Here is a 16,792-nt window from a genome sequence, read left to right as displayed (position 1 = left end):
TTTTTAGACCGCAGATTTCGCTGCAAACGGCGCTTGCGGTACCATGCCCCGCCTTCGAGTCCCTGACCTGATGCCTATGTCTTATTCATTACATTCCATTTCGAAAATCACAAGCTGCGTTGTGCTGTCGCTTGCGGCGTTTAGTGCCTCTGTGTCTGCCCAAAACATAGTTCCCGCCGCACCTGAGGTGGCCGCTCGAGCGTACCTTTTGGTGGATGCCAATAGCGGCGCGGTGCTCGTGGAGTCCAATGCAGACGAGCAGCTGCCGCCGGCCAGCCTCACCAAACTTATGACCGCCTATGTACTGGCGTCGGAGATTGCTGCCGGTCGCGTCAGCCGCGAAGATCAGGTCACAGTAAGCCGCAACGCCTGGTCCCAGAATCCGGTGTTCAACGGCTCCTCACTCATGTGGATTGAACCGCGGATGCCGGTCAATATCGGGCAGTTAGAGCAAGGGATTGTAATTTCCTCCGGTAATGATGCGACCGTTGCTGTGGCCGAGCACGTTGCCGGAAGCGAGACGGCTTTTGCGGATCTGATGAATAAGCATGCGGCCGAGTTGGGCATGTATGGCAGTTATTTTGCCAATTCTCACGGTCTGCCTCATCCGCAACATTTAATGACTGCAAGAGACCTTGCGACGCTTGCCAAGGCCATTATCACGCGCTTTCCCGAGCACTATAAGGTCTACAGTCAGCGCGAATATACCTACAACGATATTCGTCAATACAATCGCAATAAGCTTCTGGGGGAAGATCCCTCGGTGGACGGTTTAAAAACCGGTTACACGCGGGAGGCAGGCTATGGACTTGTAGCCTCGGCAGAGCGCAATGGCATGCGGCTGATTTCTGTGGTGATGGGTACCGAAAGCACCCGCGCCCGCGCTCGGGAGACCCGCAGTTTGCTCAACTATGGTTTCCGCTTCTATGAAACCGATGTCATGGTTGCCGGTGCCGAGGAGTTGGAAAAACCACGCATTTGGAAGGGTCAGGCTGATTATGTTTCTGTCGGAATTGCCGATGATGTGGTTCTAACTCTGCCTCGAGGGAAGCGCAATAGCCTGGTGACAGAGCTGGTGCTTTTGGATCCGATCAGCGCTCCGCTGGCACAGGGCGATGCCGTGGGAGAGTTGACGTTAACCCTCGACGGCGAAGTGCTGCAGCAAGTTCCTCTGGTGGCGCTGGAGCCCGTGGAGCCTGGCGGATTCTTTGCACGCATGTGGGACATTATCCTTATGTGGTTGGCGAAGCTTTTCGGTGGCTGAGTTAATTACAGGAGCAGGGGGAGCCGGGGGCGAAGAGCCGCCCAAGATTGAGTTTCCCTGTGACTACCCGGTAAAAGTACTGGGTCGAAACGTGACGGAGTTCCGACCTTTGGTGCTTGAGATATTTGAACGCCATGCGCCGGGTTTTGATCAATCGACCATCACTGTTCGGGACAGCCGCAAGGGCAATTTCTTGTCCATGACCATCATCATTACGGCGACCGGGCCAGAGCAGCTGGAGGAGCTTCATCAGGACCTTCGTGCCACTGGGCTTGTCCAGATGGTGCTGTGAGGCCCCCTTTAGTGTCGTCTGTGCTGGTTCGCCGTCTCGGTGATTGTGACTACCAGAAAACGCTCGACAATATGCGTAGTTTTACCGATGCGCGAACCCCCGATACACAAGATGAGCTGTGGTTGCTTGAGCATCCCCCGGTTTTTACCCAGGGTCTCGCGGGGCGCGCGGAGCATCTTCTGGCGACCGGCGACATCCCGGTTGTTCCGGTGGATCGAGGCGGACAGGTCACCTACCACGGACCTGGTCAATGGGTCGTATATCTCTTATTGGACTTGCGCCGTAGACACCTCGGCGTGCGGGCCCTTGTGGACCTTATTGAGCAATCGCTGGTTGCCACGCTGGAGCACTTTGGGATTCAGGCAGAGCCGGACCCTAAAGCACCCGGGGTCTACGTAAGCGGTCAGAAAATCGCTTCATTGGGGCTGCGGGTGCGCCGAGGCTGCAGCTATCATGGCCTGGCCCTGAATGTCGCAATGGATCTTGAGCCTTTTGCCCGAATCAATCCCTGCGGCTACGCCGGCTTGCAGGTCACCTCCATGCGAAGCCTGCTGGGCGATAGCTGCCCGGATATGTCGACAGTGAGCGATACCTTACTGCAAGAACTGGAGCGCCGCCTGCTCGCCAAGTGAGCATCGATTTAACCGCGTGGCAGCATCGGCTATGATGCGCGCCCTCGGTGCCGATACGCGCAACACAGCGATGCGCTGCTGGCACTGCAACAATCGATGACGGATTCCGCATGACCGACGCCAAGCCTACAGATACTGGCAGCAACGCCAAGGTGGCAAACCTTGCGACGAAAGTCGCCCAGCGACGTACCTTCGCGATTATCTCGCACCCGGATGCGGGTAAAACGACGATTACCGAGAAGCTATTGCTGTTGGGAAACGCTATCGCCATTGCCGGCAGCGTCAAAGGCAAGAAAGGCCCTCACGCCACCTCCGACTGGATGAGCATGGAGCAGGAACGGGGAATCTCAGTGACTTCCTCCGTCATGCAGTTTCCTTACCGAGATCGGGTCGTCAATCTCCTGGATACCCCGGGGCACGAGGACTTCTCTGAGGACACTTATCGAACCCTAACCGCGGTGGATTCGGCGCTGATGGTTATTGATGGCGCCAAGGGTGTTGAGGATCGCACGATCAAGTTGATGAACGTGTGTCGACTTCGGGACACGCCGATTATCAGCTTTGTAAACAAACTTGATCGGCCCACCCGCGATCCCATTGAGCTGCTGGACGAGATCGAAGAAGTTCTGGGAATCGCCGCAGCCCCGGTGAACTGGCCCATGGGTATGGGTGAACACTTTCAGGGTGTGTACAACCTGTACACCGATACTCTGCATTGCTTTGAGCGGGGGCATAACGCGGTACTGCCACCTGACATCCGCATACAAGGTCTGGCGTCTGAGGAGGCTCGGGCGCTGTTAGGTGATGAGTACGACAGTTTTGTGGACGAGATTGAGCTGGTTAAAGGGGCCAGTCACGAGTTTGAACTGGAGGAGTTTCTTGCGGGCAAACTCTCCCCGGTTTTTTTTGGCACCGCCCTTGGTAACTTCGGCGTGCGCGAAATGCTGGATGACTTTGTCCAGTGGGCGCCGCCGCCTCAGGGTCGAGGTAGCAATGAACGGCTGGTTGAGGCGGGCGAGAATTCTTTCACGGGCTTTGTGTTCAAGATTCAGGCAAACATGGATCCCAGGCATCGAGATCGTATTGCTTTTATGCGCGTGTGCTCAGGGCGTTATGAGAAAGGCATGAAAATGCGCCACGTACGCATGGCCAAGGAAGTGAAAATTGCCGACGCGGTGACCTTTAAAGCAGGAGAGCGAGTGCTCGTCGAAGAGGCAATTGCCGGGGATATCATCGGTTTGCACAATCACGGCACAATTCAAATCGGCGATACCTTTACGGACGGTGAGAACCTGGGTTTTACCGGCATTCCGCATTTTGCCCCGGAGCTGTTTCGACGGATTCGGCTTCGCGACCCCATGAAGTCCAAGCAGCTGCAAAAAGGCTTGCAGCAGTTGTCTGAAGAGGGATCAACACAGGTCTTTGCGCCGATCAGTTCAACCGATCTGATTGTTGGGGCGGTAGGACAGTTGCAGTTTGACGTGGTCGCTTATCGCTTGAAGGACGAGTACAAGGTAGAGGCGGTTTATGAGCCAGTTAACGTATACACAGCGCGCTGGGTGTATTGCGATGATGAACGTAAACTTGAAGAGTTTCGCAAAAAGGCCGCCGATCAGTTATCCATCGATGGCGGTGGCTTTCTGAGTTATCTGGCACCCACGCGAGTCAATCTGTCTCTTATGGAAGAACGCTGGCCAGATATTCAGTTCCGCGCTACGCGGGAGCATTAACACCGGAATCGCGGCGCGGTGTTTGGAGCGGCCCGGCAAAGGGCCTGGAACAGCGCCTAGAGCAGCGCCTTGATGTCTGCCGCTATGGCCTCGGGCTTGGTGGTAGGCGCGTAACGCTTCACGACATCTCCTGCCCGATTAACCAGAAACTTGGTGAAGTTCCATTTGATGCGCTGACTACCCAGAGCACCGGGAGCAGCCTGCTTTAAATGTTTGAACAGGGGGTCGGTATCGTCTCCATTAACGTCAATTTTTCCGAACATCGGGAAGCTAACGCCGTAGTTCAACTGGCAAAACTCCATGATCTCATCGTTGCTACCGGGGTCCTGACTTCCGAACTGGTTGCAGGGAAATCCCAAAATAGTGAATCCCTGATCTTTGTATTCTTCATACACCGATTCGAGGCCGGCAAACTGTGGCGTAAAGCCACACTTTGACGCGGTATTAACGATTAGCAGTACCTGCCCCCGATAGTCTTCCAGGGACGTCTCACTGCCTTTGCTGTCGCGCGGCGCAAAGCCGTAAATGCCATCGCTCATAAAGAAACCTCGTCGCTGTGTCTCATACCGCGAGCCACTTTTGAATGAATGTAACTAATGTAAATACATGTCCCCGCTGGGCTATCGACTAAGCGGCGCCCAGGGGCTGTAGCTGCCATTGACTGACCAGCATCTGCAGGCGCTTACGCTGGACCCGCAAGGAGAACTCCAACTCCCGGAACTGCCCCCGCAGAGTCGCCTGCTCCCAGCGGTGCTGGAGTTGTTGATAACGCTCGACCATGGCACCTTCAATTTGCTCCCGATGATGCTCGTAGCGTTCAGACTGCAGTTTTTTCCATTGGTTTACCGAATCCGTAAAGATCTGGTATTCCCGTTCCAAAATAGCCGATAAAGCAGGCTCGCCGCGACCTGTGGCCAGATCCTGTGCCCGTTTGAATTGCATGTCGAGCAAAGCGCGTTGAATGCGAAAATCCGGTACCCGCTGGAGACTGCTCGCCAGTCCCAGTTTCTCCAGAGCTCCAATCATCCATTTGGTGGGATCCCACTGATACCAGCGAATACCGTTGCGATAGTCTTTCTGAAAGATGTGATGGTAGTTGTGGTATCCCTCTCCATAGGTGAGGAAAGCCAGAAAGCCGTTATCGCGAGCGCTGTTTTCTTCGGTGTACGGGCGTGTTCCCCAAAAGTGCGCGAGAGAGTTAATAAAGAACGTAACGTGATGATTCACCACCAGACGCAGCAGCCCTACCAGAAGCACCGTACCAATCACATCACCGAGCGCCAGACCCAGAAGGATCGGCAGGCCCAGATTCATGAAAGTGGTGATGGCAACGTAGTGCTTGTGCTGCCACATGACGATGGGATCACGCATTAAATCCTGCGCATTGCTGAAATCCTCTCCATGAGTGGCATACTCTCGGAGCATCCAGCCCATGTGGCTGAACCAGAGGCCACGACCCGCGGAATAAGGGTCCGACTCGTTATCGTCAACATGGCGATGATGACGACGATGGTCAGCGGCCCAGATCAGGATGCTGTTTTGCAGGGCTCCGGCGCCCCACAGAGCGAACCAGAGACGAACGCTCCAGTGAGCATCGTAGGCTTTGTGGGACCATAGGCGATGATAGCCACCGGTTATGGAGAGGCCGTTAAGGTACAGAAACACCACGGCCCAGACCCATTGAGTAGCCGTTAATCCGGCATAAACGCCCCATATTGGCAGTAAAATAGCTGCCAGAATGGGAAACCCAATGAAGATCACGGCATTGACTCGGATCAATGGCGGTTTTGGAGATTGTACTGTCATTATGCAGTTGCCTAAATTACGAGCCGCGATTTTAACGGGATCGACGGACGAAGTCTTGACCTTTAAAAAAGTCTTATCTTGAGCGGTCCGGTCTTTCTTAGCGGATCCACCATGCGCCATGTGCTGGTAATGACCGGCACGTCGTCCGTGGGGCTCATCGCCATGTTCACCGTGGATGTTGTGGACATGTTTTTTCTCACTCTTTTGGGTGAGCAGCGTTTGGTCGCGGCAGTGGGCTTTGCCGGGGCATTGCTGTTTTTTTTACTGTCGCTGGGTATCGGGCTGCAAATTGCCCTGGGTGCACTGGTGGCTCGGGCTGAGGGTAATCGGGATCGGCCTTTGGCGGGGCGCTACTGCAGCTCGGTGCTCTGGTTTAATGCTCTGAGTGTGGGCTTGGTGGCGGCCTTTGTCTGGATACAGCTGCCAGAGTTACTGCAGCTGCTGGGTGCCTCCGGCGATACCCTTAATTATGCCTTGGCATATAGCCGGATTCAGATCCCCGCGGTGCCTTTGTTGGTGTTGGGTATGAGCCTGTCTGCAGGGCTGCGTGCGGTGGGGGATGCGCGCCACAGTATGTACGCCACGCTGGCGGGAGCCGGAACCAATGCATTGCTGGACCCTATTTTAATTTTTTATTTTGGGCTGGGCATTGAAGGGGCGGCCTGGGCATCTGTGGCCTCTCGCGTCGTCGTTGTTGCCTATGCGGGGTATGTGCTTTTTGCGCGGCATCGTCTTGCGACCCGGGTATCACCGCGGATGGTGATGTCTGATGCCCCGGCGATCATGGTTATAGCCATTCCCGCGGTACTCACAAATCTTGCTACACCGCTGGGTAACAGTCTGGTGTTACGCATGATGTCCCAGTTTGGTGACAGCGCAGTAGCGGCATCTGCCGTCATGGGGCGTTTGGCACCTCTGGCGTTTGCGGTGGTTTTTGCAGTGTCCGGCGCGGTGGGCCCGATTGTTGGCCAGAACGCCGGGGCGCGGCGCTACGATCGGGTGAGGCAAACTTTGTTGGATGCTTCCAAGTTTGTTGTGGCCTATGTCGCAGTTGCCTGGCTGATACTTTGGCTTGCACAGGACTTCCTTGTCGCAAAGTTTACTGTCAGTGCGCTTGCCGCGGATCTACTGCGGTTTTACATCTATTTTCTGGTGGGGGCTTTTGCCTTTAATGGTCTGTTATTCGTCGCCAATGCCAGTTTTAACAATCTGGGTCGGGCTTACCTGGCCACCTTGTTTAACTATGCCAAGGTATTCTTGGGAGTTGTTCCTGCGGCCTATCTGGGCGCCTCGCTGTATGGCGCTCGCGGGCTGATGATTGGCGAAGCGCTGGGCGCCTCACTCTTTGGCGTACTGGGTTTGTTCAGTGCCTTGGCGCTGGTGCGCCGTCTGCAACGAGATTATCCGCCGCTGAATCTTTAGGCTCCTCAAGCAATACGATGCTTGCCATTATCGCGTGGTGATCTGAGCGGGTAGTCGGTAGCGCCGCACTGGCAATGGCGCTCAACCCTCTGATAAAAATCGTATCGACGTGTGCACCCAGATGTTTGCTGCGCCAATCGGGATCAAAGTCGACTTCGGCAAGGTCGAGGGTGCGCGCCCAGCTTCGCAAAGCAAGGGCGCGCCAGCTGTTCCAGTGATTAAAATCGCCCGCCACAATTATCGGGCCTTGATGCGTCTGCACAAGCTGGGATAACTCAGCCAGATTCTTTCGGTAGTGCCTGGCGGTGAACGTGAAATTGATGGCGTGTAGGTTAATGAGGAGTAGGGCGCTTTTGCGAAACGGCAAGCGTACTGCGCTGACCGCTTTTGGGGTCCTGAGCCAGGGTTCGGTAAACGTGAATTGGCATACCAGGTCTGCGGGTATTTTGCTGCGGATTTCTACGCCGCTGGCCTCGCGCCCTCGCGAATAACCCGGGCTAAAGTAGCGATACTTCTGTGTCTCTGGGGCTCTCCCGGTGCCGCGTGGAGACTCCTGAAGAAACACCAGATCTGCATTGTGAGACATGCGCTGGAGTTCCTCCCGGGCCCCGGGGAGATCAAATTTCATCACGTTCCAGCTTCTCAGGCGCAGGGGCTGAGGGAAGTCCTGCAAAGAGGCAGTAGCCTGTGTCTGCAATGCCTGAGCGCAAGCGGCGATGTTGTGGCGCGTAATGGGTTCATCGCCAGGTACGCTCGCTATGGTCGGGCTGGCAAAAAGAGCGAAAGGTATTAGCGTCAAAAGCCTGAGAATCATCTTCCCAGTATACCGTTGGCTATAGCTTCTCTACGTAGGCGTGGTATTCGAGGCTGGTGATGTGACGCTGAAACTCTGCGAGCTCCTGCGCCTTTGTAAGCCCAAAGTTACGTTGCATTTCTGGCCCAAGCGCCGTGCTGATAAAGCTGGATTCGCCAAACAGGCGAAGCGCGTCCTGCATGTAGATCGGGAGTTCCTGCGCATCGAGCTGGCTATAGCCGTCGCCACTAATGGGCGCCTTGGGGGTGAGATTACGTTCGATGCCGTCCAGGGCGGCGGCAAGAATCACCGCAAACACCAGATAGGGGTTGGCGTCGGCACCCGCGACCCGATGCTCCAGGCGGCGGGCCTTACTGCTGCCCGCGGGTACCCGAAGCGCTACCGTGCGATTCTCATAACCCCAGTTTGCTGTGGTCGGCGCATGACTGCCTTTCTGGAAGCGGCGGTAGGCGTTAAAACTCGGCGCGAAAATGGCGAAGGAGTCCGCCATATGCTGAAGGCAGCCGCCGATGGCGTGACGTAACTTTGGGGTTCCAAACTCAGTTCCATCGTCAAACACGTTCTTGCCGTCGCGATCGATAACACTGCAATGTACGTGAAGCCCATTGCCCGCCTCGTCGGCAAAGGGTTTCGGCATAAAACTCGCCACCAGTCCATGCTGCTGCGCAATTTCCTTGATGGCGTGCTTCATCATCAGGATTTGACGGGCTGCCAGTACGGGGTTGTCCACGTGCTGCATGTTGATTTCGTACTGCGATGGTGCGGATTCTTTGACAACACCGTCAAAGGGCAGGCTTTGGAGCTGACAGGCACGATGAATTTGTTCGAGCATCGCATGATTCTGCTGCAGTACATCCAGGCCGTAGAGATTGCCGCCAATGGGTTCGCCTCGATAAGGCTTCTCGCCACTGTGCTGGGGATGTTTGCCGTCCCATTTAATAAGGCTGAATTCCAGCTCTGCTGCGACTACCGGGCGCCATCCCCTGGCGTGGTAGCGGGACACAACACGCTTGAGAACTTGTCTGGGATCGCCCAGATAGCCACCTCCACCTGGTCGGAACATGGTGAGCATTAGCTGACCGTGACGTCCCCGGGGAGACCAGGGCGTGGGCAACAGGGAGCCCTCAACGGGGAGGCACACGCCGTCCTCGTCACCGGTGGCGAACACCAGCTCTTCTACATCGCGACCCCAGATATCGAGAGAGAGGGCGGTCTTGGGGAACTTCAGTTCGCCTTTATAGACCTTGGCGAGCTTGTTCCTTGGGAGCCATTTACCCCTGAGAACGCCATTACTGTCAGGCAGCAGCGCTTCAATCATCGACACTTGCGGATACGCGCGCAGGAACCAGTCTACTTCCAGCGCCATAAACCAAAAAATCCTGTGTTAAAAGTCCCCAGCGCGCACTATTCCTATCTCTGGCACATCAGGCAATGCCCCGCTTTGGTCAGGTTTCGCTCTAAACTACGCTGGTCCCATATAAATTTTTAATGGATCGTCGCCTGCTGCTTCTCCCAGACAGGACATGGTGTTCAAAAATAGCGAGAACAAATCGGTTTGGGAGTTAACGTCCAATTTACGATAAATGCTTTTGCGATGGCGGCGAACTGTTTCTCTGGCGATGGATAATCGGTCTGCTGTGGTGTCAGTGCCGTAGCCCCGAAGCATTAGCTCCAGTACGCCTTTTTCGCGTGGCGAGAGTAGCGAGGTGCCAAAAGTGCGAAAGGCCAGATCAATCTGATGGTCTATACCGGGTTGGATGAGGTTCTCTACCGCAAACGCATCAAATTCACTATGTATGCGCAGGAGCTCCGAGATCGGCTCGGCAAGTGAATAAAGCAGCTGATACTCATCTTCGCTGAATGGGCCATGCTCAGGCAGCCGCATCATGGACAGGTTGATCACACTGCCGCCCTGGAGCTGGGACAGGAATATGGCTTCGTCAACGGTGCCTGTGTCGGCATAGTAATCATTGTAGTAGCTGGATGACTCGAGACGTCCTGCAGTGAGCCGCGAGAGCAGGTAAATGCGGTTCTTTGGTCGGTCGATGGATGCCTGGAAAAACGGGTCTTCGCGATAGGGCCCTTCAAGGTAAGCGTCTATCTGGGAGGCGACCGCCGCCGGCGGGATTTCATGGTAGAGCACGCTGGGGGGAAGGTCCCGGTGATACAGCCAGAATTGTGGGTAGGCGATAGGGACTCGTGCGCGTACTGCGGCGATCACCGCGGCAAAAAAGTCATCTCGACCCAATGCCCCGACGGCTCGGGCGAGATCGCGATTCCACTCACTTAGTAATGTCAGTGTGCTCATGCCAGACGGGTCGCTGCAGCTTGTTTTTTTTAAGGGAATCGAGAGTGTGTTGTGGGCGCGCTGCCATGTCAAACCGTCACTCACGCCAGTCCAGATCATTGGTTCGCCAGCGCTCCCGCCAGGCTCGCTCGACTTTGTCGCTGTAGACCCGTTTGCCACTACTACCGTTGTACGCCGCCAGCGCTCGAGCCAGAACGCCATCCTCGCGGCGTAGGTAAAACTGCAGGATACGACAGCCGTAATCGAGATTAGTGAGGTTGTCCGTGAGATTGTCGTTTGGGCGGCCGATTTCGTTTTTCCAAAATGGCATGACCTGCATAAGGCCCTGGGCGCCTGCGCGCGATACCGCGAAGCGGTCAAAATGACTTTCGACCTCGATCACAGCCAATACAAGTTCCGGAGAGAGTGCGCTGCGAGTTGCCGCTGCATGAATTTGTCGCAAAAGCTCTAGTCTCGCTTGGGTATCAGGTAGCAAGCGCGCTAGCCGGGCACTCATATCAACCAGCCAGACTTCGGCATCAAAACGATCATCAAAGCTGCTGCTCGCTGCGATGTTCGACTCAAGAAACTGCCGCAGCGCTTCACGCTCCATGCTCTCAAGAGACTCGGGACCCTGGGCCGCGAGATTGCCTGCTGCCAGGAGCAGCAGGACCAAGAGCGTGTGTTTTAACACCAGGCGCGGGATCTCAGGCCTCTTGCGCTAACTGGCGAGTCACAAAGTTCAGGGCATCCGCCAGAGCTACGCGCTGCGCTTCGCTGTCCCGCCGACCCTGATATTCAACCTCTCCCTCGGCTAAAGAGCGATCACCAATTACCACGCGGTGGGGTATACCAAGAAGCTCCATGTCCGCGAACTTGACGCCCGGGCGCTCGTTGCGATCATCCATGAGCACTTCTATGCCCTGTTCCAGGCACTGTGCATGCAAAGCCTCGGCGGCTTCGGCAACGGCGGCGGACTTATGCATGTTCAAGGGCACGATCGCCAGCTGGAAGGGCGCCATTGCACCGGGCCAAATGATGCCTCGCTCGTCATGATTTTGCTCAATGGCAGATGCGACGATGCGGCTGACCCCGATACCGTAGCAGCCCATGCTGATGGTCACATTGCGACCGTTCTCGTCCAGTACCTTGGCATTCATTGCCTCGCTGTATTTGGTGCCGAGCTGAAAGATGTGACCCACCTCGATGCCCCGGCGTATCTGCAGCGTGCCCTGGCCGTCGGGGCTGGGGTCGCCGGTGACCACGCTACGCAGGTCGGCACGCTCATAGCTGCTGATGTCCCGGTCCCAATTTGCGCCTTCGTAGTGTTCCTCGGGGCTATTTGCCCCGCAGTAAAAATCGGCGCAAGCCGCTGCCGCGTAGTCGGCAACTATGGCGATAGAAAGACCCACCGGCCCGATGGAGCCAAAGCCTGCGCCACAGGCCGAAGTGGCCTCTTCTTCTGTTGCCATGCGCAGCGGCGACGCAACCAGAGGATGCTTCTCTGCCTTGATGGTGTTGAGCTCGTGATCGCCCCGCAGCACCAGAGCGACAAGTCCGCCCTCGGCAGCTTCTACAATGAGAGTTTTTACGGTGTGCTGTGCCTGAATATTCAGCGCTGCGCAAAGATCTGCAATGGTTTTGACGCCGGGCGTTGGGGTTTTGCCCAGCGCTATGGACGCCTGGGGGCGTTGGTCACTTTGGTCCAGGGTCTCTGCGCGCTCAATATTGGCCGCGTAGTCGCTACTATCGCTAAATGCGATGGCGTCTTCACCGGAATCAGCCAGTACATGGAATTCGTGGGAAGTATTGCCTCCAATGCTTCCGCTATCGGCCATAACCGGGCGGAAATCCAGACCGAGGCGTTCAAAAATGGTGCTGTAGGCACGATGCATGATCTGGTAGGTGTCTTCCAGCGAAGCCTGATCGCTGTGGAAGGAGTAGGCGTCCTTCATCAGAAACTCCCGTGCGCGCATGATGCCAAAGCGTGGGCGTATTTCGTCGCGAACCTTGTTTTGAATCTGGTAGAGATTGAGTGGCAACTGTTTATAGCTGCTGATTTCGTTGCGCACGATGTCCGTAATGACTTCTTCGTGTGTAGGGCCAAGGCAAAAATCGCGATTGTGGCGATCCTGTATGCGCAGTAACTCCGGTCCATACTGTTCCCAGCGACCAGATTCCTGCCACAGCTCTGCCGGCTGAACCATGGACATAGCAAGTTCCAGGGCGCCAGCGGCGTCCATTTCTTCGCGGACCACGCGCTCAACTTTGCGCAGGACCTTAAGCCCCAGGGGCATCCAGGTATACAGACCCGAAGATAGCTTTCGTATGAGCCCGGCGCGCAGCATTAGTCGGTGACTGATGATCTCTGCATCTGCCGGGGTTTCTTTGTGCGTAGTGATAAGAAACTCGCTACTGCGCATGGGGATTTTCCTTGTTCCTTTGATGGGAGGGGAGTGTAAGTCGCAACGCGCCGGCGGTACAGATACGAATCGTCGGTCTTGTGGGTAATTTGGAGCTGTCTTTTGCGAGAATACCTAAAAATATAGGGTTTTTTTGCGCTAGCTTGCGATAAACGCTTGTATTGTAGTGTCGAGTCATTTATACATGGCACTGAGTCGTGATCGACGCTACATATGCAGTATTTTTGGCTTGTCCATAAGAATCTGTTGTAGAGGAAATCATGGCTTGTATACCCAGGTCATTAAATGGAGAAACGCGACGTTTTTTCTGGCAAAGCTCCTGTCGCGGGGTGCATCAGTAATCGCAGTTTGGTTGCCGATCCACTTCATGGCTTCTGGACCCCGGTAGAAAACGCGTCGTGTTGTGAAACATAAAACGGTTATCCCGTAAGGAAGGTTCATAAACATGGCGACACGTAAAGCAGCTAAGAAAGCTCCGGCAAAGAAAAAAGCAGTAGCCAAAAAGGCACCTGCCAAGAAAGCCGCAGCTCCCGTTAAAAAGCCAGCCCCCGCGCTCAAAGAAAAGATGACCAAGACTCAGGTCCTGGCCAGCATTGCTGAGAGCACAGGCCTGTCCAAAAAGCAGGTCGGTGACGTTATGGCTGAGCTTGAAACACTCATCGAGCGCAGTGTTAAGAAGCGTGCGGTTGGCGAATTCACGCTGCCGGGTCTGATGAAAATCACCACTGTGAAGAAGCCTGCGGTCAAGGCGCGCAAGGGCATTAACCCCTTCACCGGTGAAGAGACTATGTTCAAGGCGAAGCCAGCCAGCGTAGCTGTGAAGGTTCGTCCGCTGAAGAAGATGAAGGAGTTTGCCCAGTCCTGATAAAGGATGGGGCCGGCGTCTCTATGAGGCGCCGCTCTTTGTAATCTGAGACCGTTCGACGTCCTGGGCGTCGGGCGGGCTCGTCTTTTTAGCGTCATCCGAGATTTCAGGGTTGACGTTCTCCCATTGGTTCGCTTCGCGAGCTGAGGTAGAATCCGCGCCGCTTTTAGAAATGGCTCTTGCGTAAGCGCTAGCGCCTTCAGACGGCTCCGACCAGAGGTTATAGCGCCCAGGTGTCGGCAGGATTACTACTATGCCCATATATGAATATCAGTGCACCGAATGCGGGGCGCTTCATGAAGCCCTCAGGAAGATCAGCGATCCACCGCTGACGGAGTGTCCCGCCTGTGGCAAGTCAACTCTACGAAAGAAAGTCTCCGCAGCCGCTTTTCGGCTTGCCGGTAGCGGTTGGTATGAAACGGACTTCAAAAGCGGGAACAAGAAGAACCTGGCCGGTGATAGCGCCTCAGACAAGCCCGGTGGCGACAAAAGCGGCGATATGGGCGGGGATAAGGGCGGCGACAAGAAAGACAGCTCCGCAGCTAAACCATCCAAATCCGATACCAGTAGTGGCAGTCCTGCCGCCTGAACATTTGCAGCATCAACCCTTGAATAGGAACCACCATGCGCAGTCATAACTGCGGCCTTCTACGAAGTGCCAATATCGACGAGACCGTAACACTCTGTGGCTGGGTGGACCGGCGCCGAGACCACGGCGGGGTGATCTTCCTGGATCTCCGTGATCGCGAGGGAATCGTTCAGGTGGTTTTTGACCCAGATACCGAGGAGCACTTTGCGACCGCGGATCGTGTGCGCAGTGAGTATGTGCTCAAAGTAACGGGTCGAGTGCGCGCACGCAGTGATGCTACGGTGAATCCGAGCATGGATACCGGTGAAATCGAGGTCCTGGGCAAGGAAATCGAGGTTCTCAATACCGCCGCTACGCCGCCTTTTCAGCTCGATGAGCACACTTCTGTTGGTGAAGAGGTTCGTCTGCGCTATCGCTACATGGATCTGAGGCGTCCCGAGATGCAGCAGCGGCTGCGTTTGCGTTCGCAGGTAACTGATGCCGTGCGTCGCTTCCTGCACGAAGAGGGCTTTTTGGATATCGAGACGCCCATTTTGACCCGCGCTACGCCCGAGGGGGCCAGGGATTATCTGGTACCCAGCAGAACCCATCCCGGGCAGTTTTTTGCGCTGCCGCAGTCGCCGCAGCTTTTTAAGCAGTTGTTAATGGTTTCTGGCTTTGATCGTTATTACCAGATAGCCAAGTGCTTCCGTGATGAAGATCTCCGTGCCGACCGCCAGCCTGAATTCACACAGATCGATATCGAGACCTCGTTTCTTGACGAGGCGGCGATCATGGAAATCACCGAGCGCATGGTGCGGGGCCTGTTCCAGTCTGTGCTTGATGTGGAACTGCCAAGCTTTCCGCATATGACCTGGGCCGAAGCCATGGAGCGTTTCGGTTCCGATAAGCCTGATTTGCGTATTCCCCTGGAGCTGGTCTCTGTTGATGATTTGATGCAACAGGTGGACTTTAAGGTCTTCAGAGGCCCGGCTGATGACCCCCTGGGTCGCGTGGCAGCGCTGCGAGTGCCCGGCGGTGCTTCGATTTCGCGTAAAGAGATCGACGATTACACGCGCTACGTGGGCAATTACGGCGCGCGCGGTTTGGCCTGGATCAAGGTCAATGATTTGGCGGCAGGTATTGAAGGTCTCCAGTCACCGATTCTCAAGTTTATGCCCGACGATGTCGTTTCGCAGATGATGGAGCGTCTTGAAGCCGCTAATGGCGACATCATCTTCTTTGGGGCCGATCGCGCCGGTATCGTCAACGAGGCTTTGGGTGCCCTGCGCATCAAGGTCGGCACCGATCAGGGTCTGGTTAGCGAAGGTTGGGCACCGCTTTGGGTGGTGGACTTCCCCATGTTTGAAGAAGATGGCAACGGCGGATGGACGCCTTTACACCATCCATTTACCGCGCCTGCCTGTGATCTGGCCACCTTGAGCCAGCATCCCGGCGAAGCACTGTCGCGGGCCTATGACATGGTTTTGAACGGCACGGAGCTCGGTGGCGGTAGTGTCCGTATTCACAACCTCGAAACCCAGGAAGCGGTCTTCGATATTCTGGGGATTGCCCGGGAAGAAGCGCGGGAGAAGTTTGGGTTCTTGCTCGATGCTCTCAAGTACGGCGCGCCGCCTCATGGAGGCCTGGCCTTTGGCCTTGATCGCATCGTGATGCTCATGACCGGCTCTGCTTCAATTCGCGATGTGATTGCATTTCCGAAGACGCAAACCGCCGCCTGTGTGATGACCGAGGCCCCGGGCACCGTAGGGTCTGCCCAGCTGCGTGATCTGCATATTCGTTTGCGAGAGCCAGAAAAGAAAGAAGGCGATAGCTGAGTCATAACGGGCTCGGTCTTCTGCGGAGAGTCTGCGCCATGTGCCGCAGATTCTGCGTAGTGCAAAAAGAACAAAGGAGAGTCGCTGATGGCCGGACATAGTAAATGGGCCAATATCAAGCACCGCAAGGCTGCCCAGGATGCCAAGCGCGGCAAAATGTTTACCAAGCTCATTCGTGAGTTGGTTGTTGCGGCGAAGCAGGGCGGTCCCCTGCCCGAGGACAATCCCCGTCTGCGCGCTGCGGTAGATAAAGCGCTTGGCTCAAACATGACCCGCGATACCATCGATCGGGCGATTGCCCGGGGCGCGGGTAATAACGAAGCGGACGATGTCGAAGAGCTGACCTACGAAGGCTATGCCCCCGGTGGCGTGGCGGTGTTGGTGGAAGTCATGACGGATAACCGCAATCGTACCGTGGCCGAAGTACGCCACGCCTTTAGTAAGCGTGGTGGTAATTTAGGTACGGATGGATCGGTCGCGTATCTGTTTGAGCGCAAGGGGCAGATTAGCTTTGCACCGGGCGCTGACGAAGATCAGGTTATGGAAGCGGCTCTCGAGGCTGGCGCTGAGGATGTTGAGACGGCGGATGACGGCTCTATCGAGGTGACCACCGCCTGGGAAGATCTCTCTGGCGTAAAAAACGCTATGGAAGCGGCTGGCCTGGAGCCTGCCGAGGGTGAAGTCACCATGATTGCCTCGACCACGGTCCCTGTTGATGCCGGTGGTGCAGAGACAGTTATAGGTCTTATTGACGCACTCGAAGAGCTCGACGACGTTCAGAACGTGTACTCCAACGTCGACATTCCCGATGAGGTGCTCGAAGCAATGTCCTGATCTTTGCTGGAAACACT

The 16,792-nt window shown here is 55.8% G+C and carries 16 protein-coding genes; 9 read left to right on the top strand and 7 right to left on the bottom strand.

The features are described 5' to 3' along the window. The first annotated feature begins 76 nt into the window (after window positions 1-76). The 4 genes from R0135_RS09340 (at window position 77) to R0135_RS09325 (ending at window position 3,918) form a co-directional block, all read left to right on the top strand. A complete protein-coding gene (locus R0135_RS09340) occupies window positions 77-1,264 on the top strand; it encodes a D-alanyl-D-alanine carboxypeptidase family protein (RefSeq protein WP_407349901.1) in 1,188 nt (395 codons plus the stop codon). After that, the gene (locus R0135_RS09335; protein WP_407346547.1) at window positions 1,257-1,556 is read left to right on the top strand and encodes a YbeD family protein; all 300 of its coding nucleotides are present in this window, start codon (window positions 1,257-1,259) and stop codon (window positions 1,554-1,556) included. Before R0135_RS09340 ends, R0135_RS09335 begins: the two co-directional genes overlap by 8 nt. A 71-nt stretch (window positions 1,557-1,627) precedes the next feature. Further along, window positions 1,628-2,188: a lipoyl(octanoyl) transferase LipB gene (gene lipB, locus R0135_RS09330; RefSeq protein ID WP_407349900.1), complete on the top strand. Its 561-nt coding sequence runs from the start codon at window positions 1,628-1,630 to the stop codon at window positions 2,186-2,188. 110 nt (window positions 2,189-2,298) lie between these two features. Next, complete coding sequence (locus R0135_RS09325; RefSeq protein ID WP_407346546.1) at window positions 2,299-3,918, top strand: peptide chain release factor 3; 1,620 nt, start codon at window positions 2,299-2,301, stop codon at window positions 3,916-3,918. A 56-nt stretch (window positions 3,919-3,974) separates the two neighbouring features. On the opposite strand, the gene R0135_RS09320 is transcribed toward R0135_RS09325, so the two are convergent. Then, window positions 3,975-4,457 carry a glutathione peroxidase gene (locus R0135_RS09320; protein ID WP_407346545.1) on the bottom strand — a complete coding sequence of 161 codons (483 nt, stop codon included), beginning with the start codon at window positions 4,455-4,457 and terminating at the stop codon, window positions 3,975-3,977. Window positions 4,458-4,545: 88 nt separating this feature from the next. Then, window positions 4,546-5,724: a fatty acid desaturase gene (locus tag R0135_RS09315; protein WP_407346544.1), complete on the bottom strand. Its 1,179-nt coding sequence runs from the start codon at window positions 5,722-5,724 to the stop codon at window positions 4,546-4,548. 78 nt (window positions 5,725-5,802) lie between these two features. Here R0135_RS09315 and R0135_RS09310 point away from each other — a divergent pair, with 78 nt between their 5' ends. Further along, entirely contained in the window at window positions 5,803-7,146 is a 1,344-nt protein-coding gene (locus R0135_RS09310) for an MATE family efflux transporter (RefSeq protein WP_407346543.1), read from the top strand. Here the strand turns inward: R0135_RS09310 and R0135_RS09305 are convergent. The 5 genes from R0135_RS09305 to R0135_RS09285 all read right to left on the bottom strand — a co-directional run bounded on the left by R0135_RS09305 (window position 7,088) and on the right by R0135_RS09285 (window position 12,670). Continuing rightward, window positions 7,088-7,960: an endonuclease/exonuclease/phosphatase family protein gene (locus tag R0135_RS09305; RefSeq protein ID WP_407346542.1), complete on the bottom strand. Its 873-nt coding sequence runs from the start codon at window positions 7,958-7,960 to the stop codon at window positions 7,088-7,090. The two genes, R0135_RS09310 and R0135_RS09305, sit on opposite strands and share 59 nt — an antisense overlap. Window positions 7,961-7,979: 19 nt before the next feature. Further along, window positions 7,980-9,326, bottom strand: coding sequence for a glutamine synthetase family protein (locus tag R0135_RS09300; RefSeq protein WP_407346541.1), 1,347 nt, complete (start codon window positions 9,324-9,326; stop codon window positions 7,980-7,982). Between the two features lie 96 nt (window positions 9,327-9,422). Next, complete coding sequence (locus R0135_RS09295) at window positions 9,423-10,268, bottom strand: helix-turn-helix transcriptional regulator (RefSeq protein WP_407346540.1); 846 nt, start codon at window positions 10,266-10,268, stop codon at window positions 9,423-9,425. Between the two features lie 76 nt (window positions 10,269-10,344). Then, complete coding sequence (locus tag R0135_RS09290; RefSeq protein WP_407349899.1) at window positions 10,345-10,944, bottom strand: lytic transglycosylase domain-containing protein; 600 nt, start codon at window positions 10,942-10,944, stop codon at window positions 10,345-10,347. Window positions 10,945-10,954: 10 nt separating this feature from the next. Next, a complete protein-coding gene (locus R0135_RS09285; RefSeq protein ID WP_407346539.1) occupies window positions 10,955-12,670 on the bottom strand; it encodes a proline--tRNA ligase in 1,716 nt (571 codons plus the stop codon). A gap of 445 nt (window positions 12,671-13,115) precedes the next feature. Between R0135_RS09285 and R0135_RS09280 the strand changes: the two genes are divergently transcribed. The 4 genes from R0135_RS09280 (at window position 13,116) to R0135_RS09265 (ending at window position 16,775) form a co-directional block, all read left to right on the top strand. Next, window positions 13,116-13,535, top strand: coding sequence for an HU family DNA-binding protein (locus R0135_RS09280; RefSeq protein WP_009024686.1), 420 nt, complete (start codon window positions 13,116-13,118; stop codon window positions 13,533-13,535). 253 nt (window positions 13,536-13,788) lie between these two features. After that, the gene (locus R0135_RS09275; protein WP_407346538.1) at window positions 13,789-14,124 is read left to right on the top strand and encodes an FmdB family zinc ribbon protein; all 336 of its coding nucleotides are present in this window, start codon (window positions 13,789-13,791) and stop codon (window positions 14,122-14,124) included. A 35-nt stretch (window positions 14,125-14,159) separates the two neighbouring features. After that, window positions 14,160-15,941 carry an aspartate--tRNA ligase gene (aspS, locus tag R0135_RS09270; protein WP_407346537.1) on the top strand — a complete coding sequence of 594 codons (1,782 nt, stop codon included), beginning with the start codon at window positions 14,160-14,162 and terminating at the stop codon, window positions 15,939-15,941. A gap of 87 nt (window positions 15,942-16,028) precedes the next feature. Then, window positions 16,029-16,775, top strand: a complete 747-nt coding sequence (locus R0135_RS09265; RefSeq protein WP_407346536.1) for a YebC/PmpR family DNA-binding transcriptional regulator — start codon at window positions 16,029-16,031, stop codon at window positions 16,773-16,775. The last annotated feature ends 17 nt before the right edge of the window (window positions 16,776-16,792 follow it).

The organism is Congregibacter variabilis (genome assembly GCF_045689235.1).
GTDB classification, from domain to species: Bacteria; Pseudomonadota; Gammaproteobacteria; order Pseudomonadales; family Halieaceae; genus Congregibacter; species Congregibacter variabilis.
Note: the sequence above shows the minus strand (reverse complement) of the source record. Positions and strands in the feature narration are given on the sequence as shown.